11 protein-coding genes are annotated in these 19,306 nt (G+C 75.8%); 8 read left to right on the top strand and 3 right to left on the bottom strand.

The features are described from left to right. The first annotated feature begins 81 nt into the window (after positions 1-81). Together AB0J72_RS30635 and AB0J72_RS30630 are read left to right on the top strand one after the other, a co-directional pair. A complete protein-coding gene (locus tag AB0J72_RS30635) occupies positions 82-5,373 on the top strand; it encodes a hypothetical protein (protein WP_363404560.1) in 5,292 nt (1,763 codons plus the stop codon). Between the two features lie 17 nt (positions 5,374-5,390). Beyond that, positions 5,391-5,774, top strand: coding sequence for a hypothetical protein (locus tag AB0J72_RS30630; protein WP_363404558.1), 384 nt, complete (start codon positions 5,391-5,393; stop codon positions 5,772-5,774). On the opposite strand, the gene AB0J72_RS30625 is transcribed toward AB0J72_RS30630, so the two are convergent. Next, on the bottom strand, positions 5,771-7,435 hold the full coding sequence (locus tag AB0J72_RS30625) for a GDSL-type esterase/lipase family protein (protein WP_363404556.1): 1,665 nt from the start codon (positions 7,433-7,435) through the stop codon (positions 5,771-5,773). The genes AB0J72_RS30630 and AB0J72_RS30625 overlap by 4 nt on opposite strands. Before the next feature lie 192 nt (positions 7,436-7,627). Here AB0J72_RS30625 and AB0J72_RS30620 point away from each other — a divergent pair, with 192 nt between their 5' ends. The 6 genes from AB0J72_RS30620 (at position 7,628) to AB0J72_RS30595 (ending at position 13,921) form a co-directional block, all read left to right on the top strand. Next, positions 7,628-9,010, top strand: a complete 1,383-nt coding sequence (locus tag AB0J72_RS30620) for a glycoside hydrolase family 76 protein (protein ID WP_363404554.1) — start codon at positions 7,628-7,630, stop codon at positions 9,008-9,010. Positions 9,011-9,061: 51 nt separating this feature from the next. Further along, positions 9,062-9,610, top strand: coding sequence for an RNA polymerase sigma factor (locus AB0J72_RS30615; RefSeq protein ID WP_363404552.1), 549 nt, complete (start codon positions 9,062-9,064; stop codon positions 9,608-9,610). A gap of 31 nt (positions 9,611-9,641) precedes the next feature. Then, positions 9,642-10,451 (top strand): hypothetical protein, encoded by an 810-nt coding sequence (locus AB0J72_RS30610; protein ID WP_363404550.1) that lies wholly within the window; start codon positions 9,642-9,644, stop codon positions 10,449-10,451. After that, entirely contained in the window at positions 10,448-11,338 is an 891-nt protein-coding gene (locus tag AB0J72_RS30605) for an ABC transporter ATP-binding protein (RefSeq protein ID WP_363404548.1), read from the top strand. Before AB0J72_RS30610 ends, AB0J72_RS30605 begins: the two co-directional genes overlap by 4 nt. Continuing rightward, positions 11,335-12,918 carry a hypothetical protein gene (locus tag AB0J72_RS30600; RefSeq protein WP_363404546.1) on the top strand — a complete coding sequence of 528 codons (1,584 nt, stop codon included), beginning with the start codon at positions 11,335-11,337 and terminating at the stop codon, positions 12,916-12,918. Before AB0J72_RS30605 ends, AB0J72_RS30600 begins: the two co-directional genes overlap by 4 nt. Positions 12,919-13,192: 274 nt before the next feature. Continuing rightward, complete coding sequence (locus AB0J72_RS30595; RefSeq protein ID WP_363404543.1) at positions 13,193-13,921, top strand: hypothetical protein; 729 nt, start codon at positions 13,193-13,195, stop codon at positions 13,919-13,921. Here the strand turns inward: AB0J72_RS30595 and AB0J72_RS30590 are convergent. Together AB0J72_RS30590 and AB0J72_RS30585 are read right to left on the bottom strand one after the other, a co-directional pair. Beyond that, positions 13,893-15,479 carry an ABC-F family ATP-binding cassette domain-containing protein gene (locus AB0J72_RS30590; RefSeq protein ID WP_363404540.1) on the bottom strand — a complete coding sequence of 529 codons (1,587 nt, stop codon included), beginning with the start codon at positions 15,477-15,479 and terminating at the stop codon, positions 13,893-13,895. The two genes, AB0J72_RS30595 and AB0J72_RS30590, sit on opposite strands and share 29 nt — an antisense overlap. Before the next feature lie 305 nt (positions 15,480-15,784). Further along, positions 15,785-19,294 carry a hypothetical protein gene (locus AB0J72_RS30585; protein WP_363404537.1) on the bottom strand — a complete coding sequence of 1,170 codons (3,510 nt, stop codon included), beginning with the start codon at positions 19,292-19,294 and terminating at the stop codon, positions 15,785-15,787. Positions 19,295-19,306 lie beyond the last annotated feature (12 nt).

Genomic DNA, 19,306 nt, shown 5'->3' with positions numbered 1-19,306 from the left:
ATTCTTCCCAGTAGGGCGTGAACAGCCGGGGGTGGCCGCACGCGCGGCCGCCCCCGGCTGCGGCCCGGGGGGAGGAGTCGCGTGGAGACGTATCCGTGCCCGGCGTGCGGTGGCCCGGCCAGTGAGGGCGCCGGTTGCCGCGATTGCGGCCGCCCGCACGACCCCGACGCCGCCGCGCTCGCCCTGTTCCAGCGCACCGTGGCGTCGCTGGAGCAGAAGAAGCGCGACCTGACCGACGACACCCAGAAGCTGCGTCGCCAGCTCGCGCACGCCTCCGCGCAGCGCGACTCCCTGCGCCGCAAGGTCCGGCAGTCCATCGACCAGGAGCAGACCGGCCGCGGCCGCCGCCCCCGGCTGGGGCGCGCCGCGAAGGCCGGCGGCGCGAAGATCGAGAGCACGCCGCCGGTCGCCCGGCAGGTCCAGGGCCCGACGCTGCCGCCGGGGCAGGAGGTGTACTCGCCGCGGGCCCCGCTGGCACCGGGCGAGACCCGGGGCGAGACCGGGGAGCGCAGACCGGTCGGCGCGACGCGGACGGCACCGGCCCGGACCCGGCTCGCGGCGCTGCCGCAGATGCGCCGCCCACCCGGCGGCGACGGCCCGCATGGCCCAGCCGACGAGCCCGAGGCGACCACCTCCAGCATGCAGGCGTCGGTCCTGGCGCTCGGCGGCCTGCTCCTCGCCGGCGCCGCGATCGTCCTCACCACCGACGCGTTCGGCACCATCGGCACCGCCGGCCGGGTGCTGCTGCTCGCCCTGATCACCGCCGGCGCCCTGGCCCTGCCGTTGATGCTGGTCCGGCGCGGCCTCACCGCCACCGCCGAGACGGTCGCGTCGGTCGCGCTGCTGCTCGTCCTGCTCGACGGCTACGTCCTGCGCTCCGAGGGGCTGCTGGGCGCGGACAAGGTCGAGGGCAGCCTGTACACCGGCCTGGTCTGCGCCGCCACCGCCGGCATCGCCGCCGCGTACAGCATGCAGAGCCACCTCATCGCCTCGCGGTACGCCACCCTCATCGCGCTCCAGCCGGTGCTGCCGCTGCTCGCCTACGACTCCATCCGTGGCCCCGCCGGCTGGTCCCTCGCCCTGTCCGGCGTGGCGCTCATCGACCTGGCGTTCGGCGTCGCCCTCGGCCAGTCGGTCCAGCGCCGCATCCGGCAGATCGAGGCCGAGCGCAGCGGTGACGACGGCACCGGGACCGGCCCGGCCGAGGACGCCGAGCAGCACGAGCCGCACACCGTGCAGACCGACCGGTTCGCCGACGCGCTGATGCGCGACGCGGCCTGGGTGCTGTTCGCGGTCACGTTCGGCGCGGCCCTGCTGTGCGCCGCCGCCGCCCTGGCCACCACCGAGGCCCTCGGCGAGACCGTCCGCGCCGCCGCCGTCACCCTCGTAGCCGCCGCGATCGGCGTCGCCGGCTCCCTGTCCTGGCGGCGCGGCGTCCTGCCCGACATCGCGGCCGGCATCGCCACCGTCGCGGTCATCGCCGCGTTCGCGCGGGTCGGCGCCGTCGCGTTCCCCGGCTCCACGCTGCTGTTCCTCGCCCTCGCGGTGGCGCTCGCCGCGGCCGGGGTGCCGTTCCTGCCGGGCGACGCCCGCCGGGGGCCCCGCTACGCGGTCTCCGTCGCGGCCGCCGCCACCACCGCGCTGCTCGTCGTCACCGTGCTGCCGGCGCTCGCGGCGCCGCTGCGGGCGGCGTGGCCGGTGTGGGACGCGGACCTCACGGCGTACCGCGCGGAGGTCGACACGGCCGTCGGCGCCGACGCCTGGCAGTACGTCCTCGCGGTGCTGCTGCTGACCGCCGCGGGCGTGCTCATGCTCAGCGGCCGCACCGAGCCGGTCGACGTGCCGCTCGGCTCGGCCGCCGGACCCGCCGGGCGGATCGGCTCCATGTTCCGCCGCCGGGTCGAGGTCCACCCCCAGCCGGCCCCGCCGCCGGGGCTGTGGCCGGGGCCGCTGGGCGGGGCGGAGAGCGGCCCGCGCACCGGCGTCTGGGACGACCCGCGACCCGGGTCGCCGGCCGCTCCCCGGGCCGGCACGGCTCCGGCGACTGCCCGGGTCAGCGCGGCTCCGACGACCAGGACCAGGGACGTCGCCTTCGTCACCGTCCCGCCGCCGGAGCGCTTCCGGCCCGACGTCGCCATCGTCGGCGCCACCCTGATGCTGCTCATCGCGCCCGCCGCGTTCGGCCTGAGCTGGCTGGCGATCCCCGCCCTCACCGTCGCCGGCGCGATCGTCGCCGGGGCGCTCGCCATGCGGGTCCGGGAGGCGCACACCGCGTGGGTCTGCCTCGGCGCCGCGCTGGTCCTCGGCCTGTACGCGGCCGCGGCCGGCCTGGCCCGACCGGCGTCGACCGCCCTGATCCTGCTCGCCATCTCCGTCGCCGGCGCGGGCATCGCGCTGCTGCCCCGGCCGCACCGCACCGACGTCGAGGGGGAGTACGTCACCCGCAGGGTGGCCGACGCGGGCGCCGGCGGTGCCCTCTTCGCGCTGCCGGGCGCCGCCGCGGCCGGTGCCGCGATCGCCTTCGGCGACCTGCCCGGCGGCGCGACCGTCGTGCTGGTGATGAGCTTCCTCGCGCTCGCGGTGACGCTCGGGTACGCCGCGATCACGCAGGTCGCCCGGGGCGCGCAGAGCCCGCCGCTGCTGATCGGCGCGACCGCCGGCACCGTCGCTGTCGCGATCGCGGTCCTGCGTGCGGACGGCGCCACCACGATCGACCTGGTCATCGGCCTGCTCATGGTGATCGCCGTGGCGATGCTGTGGATGGCGCCCCGGATGGACGACCGGCAGACGTTCGGCGCCGAATTCACCGGCGCCGACGCCGCGGCGGCCGCCGTGACGATCGCCGGGATCGGCGCCGTGGCCAGGGCCGTGTCGCTCGCGTCCGACGGCATCGAGGTGGTGACCCTCGCGCTGCTCGTGTTCGCGGTCGCGGTCGCCGCCCGGACCCTGCCCGACGAGTGGCGCCGCGGCCCGGTCGCCGGCGCCACCACCGTCGGCGTCTGCACCGGCCTGTTCGCCGGCAGCCTGGCCGTCATCGGCGCGGTCGGGGTGATCCGGGCCGCGGACCCGCCGTGGCGCGCCGTCCTCGACGACCGCTGGCTGGCCAACGCCCAGCAGCTCGCGACGTACGGGTGGCAGATCCCTATCGCGCTGCTGCTGCTCGCCGGGGCGGCCGCGATCGCGCTGCCGCAGCCGTACGGCGACGACACGGCCGCCTCGGCGGCCGCGCTCGCCGCCATCGGCGCCCCCGTCGGCCTCGGCCTCGGCTGGCAGTCCCCGATGGTCATCGGCTGGATCGCCGCGACCGGGATCGCCGCCTGGGCCGCCACCGCGAAGGGCTGGCGCGCCGCCTACACGCGGCTCGGCGCCGCGCTGGTCGCCGGCATGTTCGCCGCCGGCGCGAGCCTCGTGCGGCCCGGCGCGACCGCGGGCACGCTCGTCGCGCTCGCGGTCAGCGGCGTGGCCATCGCCGGGTTCGCCAGGGCCACCGCGATCCGCCGGGGCAACCCGTCCGACGGCCCGCTCACGTTCGTCGGCGGCTGCGGTGTCGCCGCCGCCCTCTTCGCCTTCGCGGGTGCCGCCGCCGCGGCCGCGGGCGGGCTGCACCCGGGCCAGGCCAGCACCGTGCTCATCGCCGCGCTCGCGACCTCCGCCGTCGGTCTCGCCGCCGCCGCGACCGGGGCCCAGCAGGCGCCGGGGTACCTGCCGTACGTGACCGTCGGCGTCGCGGGCGGCGCGACCACCACGGCCGTGGCGGCGCTGATCGCCGAGCGCGACGGCGCCGTCGTCTACGCGGCCGCCGCGGCGCTGCTCGGGGTCCTCGCCGAGCTGCTGCGGGTCACCTGGCAGCCGGGCGTCGCGTGGGTGCCGATGTCCGGCTTCCGCCCGGACAACGCCGGCACGCCCGGCCGGTGGCGGCAGGTCCGGGCACCCCGCGGGTACACCGTCGGCGTCGCCGCGGCGGCCGGCCTGCCCGCGCTCATCGTCGTCGTGTTCGTGGCGCCGGCGGTGTACGCCGCGCTGGCCGGTCCGTACAAGTGGATCCAACGCCCCTGGACGGGCACCGCGCAGACCGCGTCCGACCTCGGTGAGCTCGGCCGTTTCGCGGGCAACGGCACCCACGTGCTCGCCGCCGCGCTGCTCACCATCGCCGGTGCGCTCATGGCGGTCGGTCTCGGCGGCTCGGGGCAGGCCGTCGCCGGTCGCGCCGTCGCGATCGTCGTGCCCAGCGCCGCGCTGACCATGCTGATCGCGCCGGGGGCGCTGCACGCGCCGTGGCCGTGGCAGCCGACGGCGGCGCTGCTGGTCGCCACGATCGCCGGGCTCGGCCTGGCCCTGACGATCCCGCCGGAGGCCGACAGCTCCGACGGCCGGATGCTCATCATCGCCCGCCGGCTCGTCTTCGTCATCGCCGTGCTCGCCGCCGGGGCGGGCGGCGCGGGCAGCCTCGCCACGAAGCAGCAGACGCTGACGTGGCTCGCCGGCTCGATCGTCGTCGGCGCGGTCGCCGGCATCTGGGGGCGCACGCCCAACGGCCGGATGCTCGGCTGGCACGTCGCCGCGTCGACCGCGCAGGGCTTCGCCCTCGCGGCCGGGCTCGCCGCCGGCCTGCAGCTGCGGCAGTGCGCGTTTCCGCTGCTGATCGTCGCGACGATGCTGCTCGTGCTGGGTGCCGCGCTGCCGCGGCTGCGGCCGGGCAACAGCATCAACCGGGAGGCGATGACGATCGAGGCGGCCGGCTACGCCGGCGCGGTCGTCGCGGTCCTGCTCACCCTCGGCTCGGCCGCGCACACCGCGGCCGCCCTCACCGCCCTCGGCGCGGTCCTCGGCCTGTCCGCGGCCCGCAAGGGGCGCAGCGGCCAGCAGCGGGTCATCCTCATCATCGCCGCGTCCGTCGCCGAGCTGATCGCGATCTGGCTGCTGCTCATCACGGTCAAGGTGGCCCTGATCGAGGCGTACACGCTGCCCTTCGCGGTGCTCGCGCTCATCACCGGCCTCCTGGAGATCCGCCGCCGCCCGGAGCTGGGCAGCTGGCTCGCCTACGGCCCGGCCCTCGTCGCCGGCTTCGCGCCGAGCCTCGCGCTCGCGATCGCCAACGAGAACTCCCCGGAGCTGCGCCGCGTCCTGCTGATCCTTGCTGGCGTCATCACCGTCGCGATCGGCGCGGTCCGGCAGCAGAAGGCGCCCGTCGCGGTCGGCTCCGCGGTGACGATCATCGCCACCGTCAACGAGCTGCTGCGCATCGGGCTGCCCGTCTGGATGCTGCTGCTGCTCTTCGGTGGCACCGGCCTGCTGCTCATCACCCTCGGCGCGACGTACGAGCAGCGCCAGCGCCTCGACCGCCTCCGCGGTGTCTACCGGGGGATGCGCTAGCTGTAGTATCGATACTTGTGAGTGCGATGCTGGAGTGTGACCAGCCTGACTTCGCCTACACGGTGCACGTGGCGGGCTGCGGCGAGATGCGTCGCGCCGGCCGGCTGAGAGCCTGGCGCGAGGACGACGGCGGACTGCTGGCCGTGCTGACCGTCCACGGATCGAACCTGGAGGACGAGTCGGGGGTCGTCGCCGACCAGGTCCGGCTGCGGTTCGTCGGCGAGCGGGTGGATGTCGTGGCGTACGAGCCGGGCTGGTGGGGCATGAGCTTCGCCTACCTGCGCTCGGTCGGCGGCACCCGCTGGGCGCCGCTCGACCCACGGGTGCTCGCCGACCGTCTCGGCCCGTCGTTCGTCATCGACGACGAGGAGGACACCACCCCCGGCTACGGCGGCGCCTAGGCGCCCTCGACCTCCAGCTCGTAGATGCGGGTCGCGGGGTCGGTGGTCTGGGTCGGGGTGGTGACGACCAGGCGCACGTAGCGGGCGGTCAGCGGGCCGACCGGGTGGCTGGTGACGCCGTCGGTGTTGGCGGTGACGGTCACCGGGGTCGTCCACGTCGCGCCGTCGGTGCTCACCTGGATGGTGAACGCGCGGGTGTTCAGCGCCGGCGACTCGCCGCCGGAGGAGGCGTGCCGGACCACGAACCGGCGCACGGTCCTGGCGGCGCCGAGGTCGGCCTGCAGGGTGGCGCCGGCGGCGCCGCTGCACCACTTGCTGTTGCCGGTGATCACGCCGTCGACGGCCTTCGCCGGGGCCTCCGCCGCGACGCAGGCGGCGCTGCCGGTGACGGTGGCGCCGCGGGCCAGGTTCACGCCCGGGTAGGCGCCGCCCTCGTCGGTGATCGCGATGTCGTCGACGTAGCCGCGGAACGGCCCGGTGCCGGTCGGGCGGTCGAAGCCGACGTCGACGCGGGTGATCGTGCGGCCGGCGAGCCCGCCGAGGCTGACCCGCACCAGGTTCCACTGGTTGACCACGAGGTGGCCGCCCTCGCCCTGGAACTGCGGGTGGGCGCGGACGCCGTACTGGTCGACGGCGCCGGAGTCACGCAGCGCGGAGCCGTCGCTGAACTGCAGGTCGACCGCGACGAACGTGCCGGTGGCCTGCTGCGGGTGGATCCAGTAGGACAGCGTCGTGGCCGCGCCGACCGGCAGGTCCGTGGCGAAGATCCGCTGGTAGGAGTAGGACTGGGTGGCGGAGTTGTCGGCACCGGAGTACATCAGCGCGGCGCTGCCGCTGCGGGCCAGCTCGGCGCGCGGGGAGGACTCCATCGCGGTCAGGGCGCAGCAGTAGCCGCCGACGCCGACGGCCGCGCCGGCGCTGTCCAGCCAGGTCGGCGCGGGGTCGCTCGCCTCGAACGGGGCCCGCAGCAGCGGCCAGTCGCGGCCGTCGCCGAGCACCGGCTCGAGCGCCGTGTACCAGCGCGCGGCCATCTTGGCGTAGCCGGAGTCGTTGGGGTGCAGCGTGTCGTTGAGGTCCGACGCCGCGAGCGTCGACAGGTCGACCAGCCTGGCCCTCGCGCCGCGGGCGCTCACGATGCCGGGGACGGCGGCGTTGAACGTGTTGATCCGGGCCTGGATGGTGGCGTCGAGCGCGGGCACGATCTTCGCGACCAGCACGGTGGCGGTGGGGCGCGCCGCGAGGATCTGGTCGATGAGCGAGCCGAGCCGCTGCGGCGCCGTGGCCACCTGATAGTTCTGGTTCATGTCGTTGGTGCCGATGTGCAGCAGGATCACGTCGGGCTGGTAGGTGGCGAGCCAGCCGTTGGCGCTCGCGGCGATCTGGTCGATGCGCCAGCCCGAGTGCCCCTCGTTGTCGGTGTCCGGCAGGGAGCCGGACCGTTGCGAGCCGACGAAGTCGATGTTGTAGCCCGCGTTGGCGACGAGGCGGCTGTACAGCGGTGCCCGGTAGCTGGACGTGGTCGGGCTGCCCTCGCCCCAGGTGATCGAGTCGCCGAGCGGCATGACCTTGACCGGCCGGGTGGTCACCGCGGCCTGTACAGGTGCGGCGACCGCGGCGATGCAGCTCACCAGGACGGCGGCGAGCACGAGGATCCGGCGCATGCGAGGGCTCCCGGGGGGTTCGGGCATTGACGGCTGTGGCGAGTCTCTCCGCGTGATCCGGTTGTGTCAAGAGTTGACAGAACTGCATGCGTGGAGGATCGTCGATGAAAACCGGATGGCGGTCCGGGCCCTTTGCCAGGTTCGGAGGCCGCCGTGCGTGTGCTTGTTGCTGTTGCGTTGGTCTTTGCCGCCGTGGTGGCCGTTCCCGCGCCCGCCGAGGCCGCCGCCGTCGTCTGCAACCGTTACTGCGACGGGCGCGACGCCGCGCTCGCACCCTCGGACCGGCAGACGGTGAGCAGCACCCTGTACGGGCGGCGCTTCACCATGCATCTCAACGACACCGACGCGATGGCCTGGGCGAGCCTCGACAACGGCAAGGCCGGCGACGAGGTCTGGATGGACCGGTCCTTCGACGGCGGCCGCACCTGGGTCGACAGCCGCATCGGCTACGCCACCGTGCCCGCCGGCGCCACCGCGCGGCGGACCGCGCAGTTCAACGTCGACAACTGGGCGGCGAACGGGGTCGGCGCGCTGCGTGCCTGCGGCAAGGCCGGCGACCGGCCCGAACTGACCTGCACGGCGTGGACCCGCAGCACCTGGAACGCGTGGGACCGGCGTACCGCGGCCGCCACCGCCCTCATGATGCAGTACAACCTCCCGACGGGGTTGTTCGGCAACAACGACTGGTGGACCTCGGCGAACGCGCTCACGGCCGTCATCGACAACAGTCGCCGGTCGGGGATGGGCAGCTACCGGTACGCCATCGCCAACACCTACGACAAGCAGGTCAACGCCAAGCTCGGCCAGTTCCGCAACGAGTACCTCGACGACACGGGCTGGTGGGCCCTGGCGTGGGTGGCCGCCTACGACGCGACCGGCGACAGCCGCTACCTGAACACCGCCCGGGCCGGCGCCGACCACATGTACGCCTACTGGGACACCCGCTGCGGCGGCGGGGTCTGGTGGAAGACGGACCGGCTGGTCAAGAACGCCATCGAGAACAGCCTCTACATCCAGCTCAACGCGGCGCTGTCGCTGCGTATCCCCGGAGACACGGTCTACCGCGGGCGGGCCCAGGCGGGCTGGACGTGGTTCCAGAGTACCGGGATGCTCAACGGGTCGAACCTCGTCAACGACGGGATCAGCCTCAGCACCTGCCGCAACAACGGGTCCGTCACGTGGACCTACAACCAGGGCGTGCTGATGAACGCGTTGGTGCAGCTCAACCGCCTCACGGGGGACGCCGCCGCCCTGGCCACGGCGCGGCGGATCGGGGACGCGCTGGTCGCGAGCACCTATCTGTCGCCGGGCGGCATCCTGCGCGAGCCGAACGAGAGCAACACCTGCTCCGGGGACGGGGTCTCGTTCAAGGGCGCCGCCGTGCGCGGCCTGGGCGTGCTGAACTCGGCCGCCGGCGGGGCCTACAACGCCTATCTGCAGCGCAACGCGGACAGCGCCTATGCGAACGATCGGGACACGTTGGACGCTTACGGCAGTCACTGGGCCGGGCCGCGGGTCGCCTCCAACCACAGCTGCCAGCACAGCGCGGTGGATCTGCTCAACGCCGCTCCGTAGTTTTCTCCCGTCGTCGTGAACCGGTCGGCGGGGTCGATCCGATGATGAGGTGTGAGGGTTCAGTCTGACGCCGATCTGCTCGCCTTGGCCGCCGCCGGGGACAGGGCGGCGTTCGAGGAGTTCTATCGGCGGCACGCCGTCTGGTTGACGTTGCGGCTGCGGTACCGGTGTGCAGACGAGACCTTGATCGACGACGTCGTCCAGGAGACGTTCCTCGAGCTGTGGCACGGCGGCGCCGCCCGCTATCGCGAGCAGGGCGACATCGCCGGCTGGCTGTGGCGGATCGGCTCGCGCCGCCTGGTCGACGCGCTGCGCCGCACCAGCGCCCGGCATCGGCTGGGCCGGCTCCTCGCCCGGTTCCGCGGCGGCGAGGAGCCCTCGGAGCCTTCGGCCGAGGAGCAGGTGCTGCGGGGCGTCGAGCACGGCGACCTCGCCGGTGCCCTGTCCCGGCTCTCCCCGGAGCTGCGCGCCGTCGTCCAGGCCACGGTCCTGGACGGGCTCACCACCGCCGAGGCCGCGGTGCTGCTCGGCATCCCGCCCGGCACGGTCAAGACGCGGGCGATGCGGGCCCGCCGGCAACTACGGCAGGAGCTGGCATGAGCGGGCTTTGGAGCGCAGCGGGGGTGGCGGCATGAGTCGTTCCGATGTCTGGCATCTTCAGGACTCCGACGTGCGGGCGTATGCCGGCGGCGGGCTCGCCGGGCCGCTGCTCTGGTCGGTGGAGGCGCACCTCGGCGCCTGCGCGTCGTGCCGTTCGCGGCTCACCGCCGCCGCGGATCCGCGGCTCGTCGACGACGGCTGGGCCCGCCTCGACGCCTCCCTCGACGCGCCCGTGCCCGGTCCGGTCGAGCGGCTCCTGCTGCTGCTCCGCGTGCCCGACCACACCGCCAGACTGCTCGCCGCGACCCCGGCGCTGCGGCTGTCGTGGCTCGTCGCGATCACCCTGACCCTGGCGATGACGGCCACGATCGCCCGGCTCGCCGACCCGCTCGTGTTCCTCGCCGGCGCGCCGCTGCTGCCGCTGCTCGGCGTGGCCGTGTCGTTCGGGCCCGGCATCGACCCCACGTATGAGGTGGCCCTCGTCGCGCCGATGCAGTCCTTCCGGCTGCTCCTGCTGCGCTGCGCCGCCGTCGTCTCCGTCACCACCGTGCTGTGCGCCCTCGCGAGCCTGGCGGTGCCCGGCGCCGGCCCCGGCGCGGCCGGCTGGTTCCTGCCGTCGCTCGCGCTGACGGTGCTCACGCTCCTGCTCGCCCCGCGCCTCGGCACGGTCGCCGCGGCCGTCGTCGCCGGCGTCGGCTGGGGCGGCCTCGTCGCCGCCGCGGCGGGCGTCCTCTTCACCGCCGCCGGCCAGGCCGGCACCGCACTCGCCGTCGCCCTCGCCGTCGGGCTCCTCGCCCGGCGGGCGGCGACCTTCGACACCGACTTCAGGAGGCTCCGATGAGCATCGACGCGGCCAGACCGCGCCACCCCGACGGCACCGCCGGCGCCGTGCGGGCCGAAGGCCTGACCCTGCGGTACGGGCGCAAGACCGCCCTCGACGGCGTCACGCTCACCCTCGGCACCGGCGTCACCGGGCTGCTCGGCCCCAACGGCGCCGGCAAGACCACCCTCCTGCGGATCGTCGCCACCGCGCTCGCCCCCGACGCCGGCTCGCTGCGCGTCCTCGGGCACGACCCGCTCACCGGGCCGGGGCGGCTCGCCGTGCGGCGCCGCCTCGGGTATCTGCCCCAGGACCCCGGCTTCCACCCGGGCTTCACCGCGTTCGAGTTCGTCGACTACGTCGCGATCCTCAAGGAGCTGACCCACCGCGGCGACCGCCACGCCGAGGTCCGCCGGGTCCTCGCCGCCGTCGGCCTCGACGACCAGCGCCGCACCCGCATCAAGGCGCTGTCCGGCGGCATGCGCCAGCGGGTCGCGCTCGCCGCCGCCCTCGTCGGCGACCCCGACCTGCTCATCCTCGACGAGCCGACCGTCGGGCTCGACCCGCAGCAGCGGATGCGCTTCCGCGAGCTCTTCGCCGACCTCGGCGAGGACCGGGCCGTGCTGCTGTCGACGCACCAGACCGAGGACGTCATGTCCCTGTGCCGCGAGGTCGTCGTCATCGACCGTGGCACCGTCCGCTTCTCCGGCACACCCGCCGCGCTCGCCGCCCTCGCCGACGGCCGGGTGTGGACCAGCGCCACCCGCGAGCCCGGCGCCCTCGCCTCCTGGCGCACCGGCACCGGCCTGCACCGCCACGTCGGCGACCCGCCGCCCGGCGCCGAGCTGCTCCCACCCACGATCGAGGACGGCTACCTCATGCTCGTCGACGTCGGCGGTGCGTCATGACGGCCGTGCTCGCTCCCGTCGAGGACGCGGTGCGGGTGCCGTGGCGCCGGGCGATGCTGGCCCTGGCCAGGGTCGAGGCGGTCCGCTTCGCCCGGCACCCGCTGACCCTCGTCGCCGTGCTGCTGTTCGTGTCCCCGTGGGTGTACGACCTCGTCACCGGCTCCACCGACCGCTATCCGGTGCTCCACGACAAGGTCGTCGGCCTGCAGCTGTCGGGGCTGTTCATCCTCGGCGGCGGCGCCCTCGTCGTCGCCAACCTCAACGCGCTGCGCGCCCACCGCCACCGCACCGACGCCCTCTACTCGGTGCTCGTCCTGCCCGACCCGTGGCGCACCGCGGCGTTCCTGCTCGCCCCGCTGCCCTACGCGGCCGGCGTCACCCTGCTGGCCGCCGCGCGGATCGGCGCCCTCGCCCTGCTGCCCGGCGCCGCCGGCCGCCCCGACCCGGCCGAGCTCGCCCTGATCCCGGTCCTCATCGCCCTCCTCGCCGCCACCGGCGTGCTGCTCGCCAAGCTGATCCGCTCCGCCGTCGTGGCGCCCCTGGCGATGTTCGCCTTCGCCGTGGCCGCGTTCACCGTCCTGGTCGCCGCCGCCAAGGGCAACGCGGCCCTGCGCCTGCTCCAGCCGGTCATGTTCGGCGACCTGCCCTTCGCCCTGCCGACCGACCTGGTCGACCGGCCGTCGCTGCGGCACCTCGGGTACGTGGCGGGCCTCGCCGGTCTCGTCGCCGTCGCCGCCCTGTTCCGCTCCGGCGCCCGCGGCCGCCCGGTGACCGTGGCCGCGGTGCTCGTCACGCTCGTCGCCGCCGGTGCCGGCGCCGCCCAGTTCCACACCGACGACGCACTGCGCCGCGCCGCCGTCACCGCCACCGACGACCCCGCCGCCCAGCAGGCCTGCCACCGCCGCGGCGACGTCACGTACTGCGCCTTCGCCGGCTTCACGACCTGGATCCCCGGCTGGGAGGCGGTGCTGCAGGGCGTCCGCCGCGCCGTCCCCGCCGTCACCGGTCCACCCCTCGCCGTCCGCCAGCGCGTCTGGGCCCACGGCTACCCGACCGGCGGCTCCACCAGCAGCTCCGCCGACGAGGCCGGCCGCAACACCGCCTGGGAGCGAGCCGCGGCGGCCGCCGGCACCCCGGCGGTGATCCCGGTCGGCACCCGCTGGGGCGACGACAACTCCGAGGCCGTCTTCGCCGCCGCCGCCGCGCACCGCCTCATGACCGGCAGCGCGTTCGCCCCCTCCACCATGGTCTGCGGCGCCCGCGGCGCGCTGCTCGTGTGGCTCGTCGGCCAGGCGACCCCCGCGACCGCCCGAGGGCTGCGGAAGCTGGACGCCGCCAGCTCCGGCGGGCTCGCCTTCATGGACGACACGACCTTCATGGGCATGGTCGTCCCCGACCGCGACGCCGCGCCGGGCCTCAGCGCCCTGCGGCGGCCCCCAGCCGAGGTCGGCGCCCTGGTCACCGCGCACTGGACCGAGCTGACCGACCCCGCCACCCCGGCGGACCGCTTCGCCGCGCTCATGGGCGTGCCGATCGCCCCGGAGCCACCCGAGAAGGAGCGCACCGTATGCACCGCCTGACCGCCGCCGTGCCGCGCCGCCCTCCGGCCACCGGCCGCCACCGAGTCGATCCGATCGTCCGCACTCCCCGCGCTGGTGCGGCCGCCACTCCCTGCGGCGGTGCGGTCGCCACTTCCCGCGGTGGTGTGGTTGCGGCTCCCTGCGGTGGCGCGGTTGCGGCATCCCGTGGTGGTGCGGTTGCGGCTTGCCGCGGTGGTGTGGTCGCGGCTCCCTGCGGTGGTGCGGTTGGGGCTTCCCGCGGTGGTGTGGTCGTGGGGCGAGTGGCGGGTCCGGCATGAGGTGGCTCGCACTTGTCCGGCCGACCCTCCGGACGATCCGCTGGGGCCCGGTGCTCGGCGCGATGGTGGCCGGTCTCGCGATCGTCAGCGTTCCCGCGGCGATGACGGTGACCCTCACGGCCGACAACCTGGCCGCACTGCTGCGCCTGGCCACCGCCTGTGCCGCCGTCGGTCTGGCGTTCCTCTACGACGACCCCGCCAAGCCCACCACCGCCACCGCGCCGGCTCCCGCCTGGCACGGGGTCGCGATCCGCACGGCCATCGGCAGCGCGGTCCTGGCCGCGTGGTGGGCGGCGGCGCTCGCCGTCACGCTCGCCGGCGCCCAGGACGGCACCGGTGACCTTCTTCCGCTGCGGGCCCTGACCCTGGAGGCGGCGGCCATCGGCGCACTCGGCCCGGCCGCCGCCGTCCTCGCCTGGCGGCTGGCGCCGCGCGGCGTGGCCAGCCCCGCCGCGGCCCCCGCCGTTCTCGTCGCCCTCGCCGCGCTGGCGTTCGCCCCGCGGTGGGCGGCGTTCTTCGTCAGCATCGACGGGCCCGACTGGACCGGCGCCCACCAACGCCTGGCCGCCGTGCTCGCCGCCGCCTGTCTCATCATGGTCGTCGCCGCGGTGCCGGTCCTGACCCGCCGCTCCTTCACCTGGTCGGGGTCCGGGACCAGGCGCGCCGCCGGTGCGGCAGCCGATCGGCCGGCCGCGCCTATGCGGCGCGGACGTGGCCGTCGGTGACGTGCCAGCGGTGGTCGAAGCCGACGTTGCGGGCGAAGTACTCGTCATGGGTGATCATGACCAGGGTGCCCTGGTAGGCGCGCAACGCCTCCTCGACGACGTCGATGGCCTCGAAGTCGAGGTAGTTGGTGGGTTCGTCGAGGAAGAGGACCTGTGCGCCGGTGTTGACGATGACGGCGAGGAGCAGCCGGCGCAGCTCACCGGCGCTGAGGTCGCGCAGGCGGCGGTCCCACTCGTCCGGGCCGAAGAGGTGGGCCTCGAGGAGGGATTCGGCCTCATCGACGTACACCGGCACCCTCGAACGGAAGAATCCCAGCACCGTGCGGTCGTCGCGGCGCAGGTCATCATGGGTCTGGGGGAGGACGGCGACGTCGGCTGCGGTGGTGACCGTGCCCGCGTCGGTGGGGAGCCGGCCGGACAGGGCGCGCAGCAGCGTGGTCTTGCCGGCGCCGTTGGGGCCGGTGACGAGGACGCGGCCGTGGATGTCGAGCGAGACGTCGTCCAGGACGCGCCGCGCGCCGAGCTTGACCGTGAGCCCGCGGGCGCTCACCACGGACTCCGCGGCTACTGCGGGCGTGGGGAACGCGAGGGTGAGCGGTGGGCGGGTGGCCGGCTCGGCGATCCAGCGCGCGGAGGTCAGTTGCCGGGTCAGGCGGCGTTCGCGGGCCTTGGCCTTCTTGGCGACCTTCTTCGCGTACCGGCGGATCTTGTCGGACCCGAGCCCCGACCGTACCGACTCCTCGACGCCGCGGGCCTGGTCCTTGGTGCTCGCGATGTCGGCCTCGAGCCGGCGGCGGAACTTCTCCTGCGCCTCGTGGTCGAGCAGGAGCTTCTGCCAGCGGCGGGTCTTCTCGGCGCGGTAGTCGGTGTAGCCGCCCTCGTACCACTGCGGGGTGGTGTGGATGCCGTCGAGCTCGACGATCCGGGTCACCGTGCGGTCGAGGAACGCCCGGTCGTGCGTGACGACCAGGACCGCGCCGCGGAACGCCGCGAGGAACCCGCCGAGCCACGCGGTGCCGGCGGCGTCGAGATGGTTCGTCGGCTCGTCGAGAATCAGCACGTCAGGCGTCGCGAGCAGGACGCGGGCGAGCATCAGCCGGGCCTGCTCGCCGCCGCTGACCTTGCCGACCGGCAGGTCGTCGGGCAGGTGCGCGATGTCGAGCCGCTCGCGCACCTCGGCCCGGCGCTGCGGTGCCGACCAGCCCTCCAGGGCCAGCCAGCGCTCCTGGACCTGCCCGTACTCCTCGAGGACCGCGGCGTCGTCCGCCATGCGTGCCTCGAGCGTCCGCATCCGGCGCGCGAGGCGGTCGGCTTCGCCGTCGCTCAGGAAGGAGAGAACGGAAATATCCGGATCCGGGACCTGCTGGGCGAAATACCCGATGCGGCGCCGCGGTGCGAGGCTGACGTGCCCGCTCGTCGGCTTCTCGGCCCCGGTCAACAACCGCAGCAGCGTGGTCTTGCCGGCGCCGTTGGGCCCGACGAGCCCGAGCCGGTCACCGGCGTTCAGGGTGAAGTCGACGCCTTCGAACAGCAGCTCGGCGTCGTAATGCTTGGACAAAGAAACAGCGCGTAGCAAGGTGGCCTCGCAGCGGGAGTGTGAGCGGACGGGAACGTCACCCGGCCCGTCCCCTGCGCGGGGTCCAGGTCAGGCGGTCAGCACGTCCGGCGAATCACACGGATGCATCGTCGCTCATCTCGTCCCGGCACCGCCACCGAATTACGACCGAGGGCCGCCCCCTCGAAAGGTGACGGCCCTCGGTGCGCCTGCTGTTCACGTGCTGCCTGCTCCGGTGCGCCTGCTGCTCTGGAGCGGCCTGGTCAGGTGTGGCCTGGTCAGGTGTGGCCTGGTCAGGTGTGGCCTGTTCAGGTGCGGTTGCGGGGTGGTGCGGCCCACGGTGACGTCGGCGGCTCGTCGTCGCCGTGCTCGGCGGAGGCGGCCCGCTCGGCGGTGAGCCGTTCGAGCTCGGCCTGCGCGTTGGCCCGCCGCTCCGCCTCGCCGCGCGCGAACGCCGCCCGCCGCTCCGCCTGCTCCGCCGCACTCGGCGCGCCGAGCCTGGTGGTCACGTCCGGGTCGACGGGTCCGATGCGGGTCGTCGCCTGCTGGTCCGGGTCCGCGTCCGTCCCGGTCGCCGGCTCCTGGACGGGGTCGGTGGCCCGCATCGGCATGAACCGGGTCGTCGCGCCCTCGTCGGCGCTTCCGCCGACGGTCGGGTGCTCACCGGTCTCGCTCAGCGCGGCGTGCCGCGGCCGGGACGGGCGGTTGGGGTGGAGCGCTTCGGTCTCCTCCTCGCGGACGCCCCGCCGCCCGGCGCTGAACCCGTCGAACGACGGACCAGCCAGGATCGACGTCTCCCGCACCACGTCGGGCCGCGCCGCCCGCGACGGCAACGCCCCACCACTGCCGGCGGCCGGCGTCTGCTGCGTGACGCCGAACGGCTCGGTGGCCGGCTCGCTCGCGCTGGGCCGCCCGTACCTGGTCTGCGGCACCTCCGGCGAGGGCGCCACCGACTCGGACGCAGGACGCAGCGGCCCCCCACCCTCGTGCGGCGTGACAGGCACGCCCAACGGCCGGGTCGGCAACTCGTCGTCGCCCTCCGCCAGCCCGCCGGGCGCACCGGCCCAAGGCGTGCCCCCAGCCGCGGGCGGCGCGGATGCCGGCCCGGCCGCTGGTGGCGCCGAGGGGGGACCGGCGGTGTGCCCGAACTGCGTGGCCGGTGGTGCGGATGCGGGCCCTGCCGCGGGCGGCGCCGAGGCGGGACCTGCCGAGCCGGGACCTGCCGAGGCGGGACCTGCCGAGGCGGGACCGGCCGACGGCGGTGCTGACGCGGGTCCGGCTGCGGTGTGCCCGAACTGCGGCGCAGGCGGTGCGGCAGCAGGCCCGGCCGCAGGAGGCGCGGACGCCGGCCCGGAGAACTGCGGTGCGGCGGGGGACCCGGCCGCGGGCTGCGCGAACTGTGGCGCGGACGGTGCGGACGCGGGTGCGGAGAACTGCGGCGCCGCCGCGGGACCAGACCCTGCCTGCCCGAACGGCGAAGCCTGCGGCGCGGCCGGCGAACCTGACGCGGGCGGAGCCGAGGCGGGCCCCGAAGCCGGCGGCGCGAACGGTGCCTGCGGTGCGAACGGCGCGGGTGGCGCGGAGGCGGGCCCGGCGGAGGGCTGCCCGAACTGTGCGGGCGGTGCCGAGGCGGGACCAGCGGCCGGCGGTGCGAACGGCGCGGGTGGTGCGGGTGGTGCGGATGCCGGCCCGGCCGCAGGCGGTGCCGTCGCGGGCCCGGCGGTGTGCCCGAACTGCGCCGTGGGCGGCGCGGATGCGGGGCCGGCGGGGGGCTGCCCGAACTGTGCGGGCGGTGCCGAGGCGGGACCAGCGGCCGGTGGCGCGAACGGCGCGGGTGGTGCGGGTGGTGCGGACGCGGGGCCGGCGGAGGGCTGCCCGGAGTGGGTGGGCGGTGCGGACGCAGGCTGCCCGAACTGTGCGGGTTGGGTGGGCGCGGGGCCGGTCGGCTGGCCGAACTGGGCCGGTGGTGCGGAGGCATGGCCGGGTGCGGGCGGTGCGGACGCGGGGCCGGACGCAGGAGGCGCGAACGGCGCCGGCGGGGCGGGTGCGGGCGGTGCGGACGCGGGGCCGGACGTGGGAGGTGCGAACGGCGCCGGCGGGGCGGATGCGGGCTGGCCGAACTGGGGCGCGGGAGGCGCCGAGGCAGGACGGGGCGCGCCCGGCTGAGCGAACGGCGGCGTCTGCGCACCCTGGCCGGCGGCCGGGCGGAACTGGGTCGCGGACCCCGGGGCAGGTGCGCCCCCGGGCGGGAACGGTCCGGGCGGCGTCGACCCCTGCGGGGCGGCCGGAGCCGGCGGTCCACCCCGGCCACCGAGCGACGGCGGGAACGGGCCGGGCGGGGTGGCCGGCGCGGCCTGCCCACCCGGGGTCCCGGTGCCGGGAGCGGCGGCCGGCGGCTGCGCGACCGGCGCTGCGGTGGAGGGCTGCGTCAGCGGGGGCTGGCCGGCGAGCGGGGCCGCGTACGGCTGCCCAGGGGCCAGGGGTGCCGAGTAGGGCTGCCCGGAGGTCGGCGGGGCAGAGGAAGGCTGCGCGGGATACGACTGCCCAGCGGCCGGCGGCGCCGAGTGGGGCTGGCCGGAGGTCGGCGGGGCAGAGAAGGGCTGCGCGGGATACGGCTGCCCAGGGGCCAGGGGTGCCGAGTAGGGCTGCCCAGCGGCCGGCGGGGCGGAGGACGGCTGTCCAGGGGCCGGCGGCGCCGAGTAAGGCTGCGCGGGGGCCGGCGGGGTGGAGGACGGCTGGGGAGAAGAAGGCTGGGCGGCGATCGAGTCCGGGGTGAGCCACGACGGGCCGGTGCTGCTGCCGGGCGCCGAGACCGGGGCCGGGCCGCCCTGCTGGCCGGGGTGCCCACCGGCGGGGGGCTGCGCGGCGAACCCGGGAGCCGGCGCGGCGGCCTGCGCACCGAACCCAGGCGCGGCCGGCTTCGAAAGCGCCGGCGGAGCAGACGCGGGCGGACCAGACGCCGGCGGGGCGGAGGACGGCGGGGCGGAGGACGGCGGGGCGGAAGAAACCGGGGGCGCGGAGGTCACCGGAGGCGGGTACGACCCAGCGCCGGACACCGGAGCGGCGAAGTGCGACACGGGCGGGTGGCCGGCGGCGGGGCGGCCCACCGGCGGCACGGGCTGCGTCGCGTCGGAAGGCAGGCCCGGCGAGCCGGCCGGGGCGGCCCCAAAGGTGGGCAGGACGGAGGTGGCGCCGGAGTTCGGCGTACCAGAGCCGCTGCCGCCACCGGAGGAGGCAGCCGCGCCATACGGCGGCAGCACCGACGTGGCGCCGGCGGCGGCGGACGGGAACTCGGTGGTGCGGGAGCCGGGGTGCGCCGCGGTCGGGCCGTGGCCCAGGGGGAACTCGTGCGGGTCGAGGGGCTCGCCGCCGGTGACGACGACCGGGGCGGTCAAGGGCCACGCGCGCCAGCGCTTGACGCTCGCGGCGGCGACCAGCAGGGCCATGCCCAGGACGGCGGTCGTGCCGTTGAGGATGGGCAGCTGCAGGTTGATCGTCAGGCCGGCGAGCTTGTAGTCGGCGGGCAGGCCGTCCAGGGCGCCGAGCGGGTCGATGAAGAGGCTCACGTAGGTGCCGAGCAGCGCCAGGCCGGCGACGATCGGGCCGACGGGGGAGATGCGCAGAGTGGCGATGAGGCCCAGGATCAGGCCGGCGCCCAGGAGGTAGGCGGCGGGCACGATGAGGTCGACGCTGTCGAAGGCGCCGCGCTCCACCCACTTCGTCACCGTTTCAGTGGATTTCTGCTGGCCGAGGGCGATCAGCAGCCACGCGATCGGGGCGATCAACATCCCCGCGATCAGGCTTCCCACGTGTCGCATGGTTCGCACCGT

Source organism: Dactylosporangium sp. NPDC049742 (assembly GCF_040674675.1).
GTDB classification, from domain to species: Bacteria; Actinomycetota; Actinomycetes; order Mycobacteriales; family Micromonosporaceae; genus Dactylosporangium; species Dactylosporangium maewongense.
Note: the sequence above shows the minus strand (reverse complement) of the source record. Positions and strands in the feature narration are given on the sequence as shown.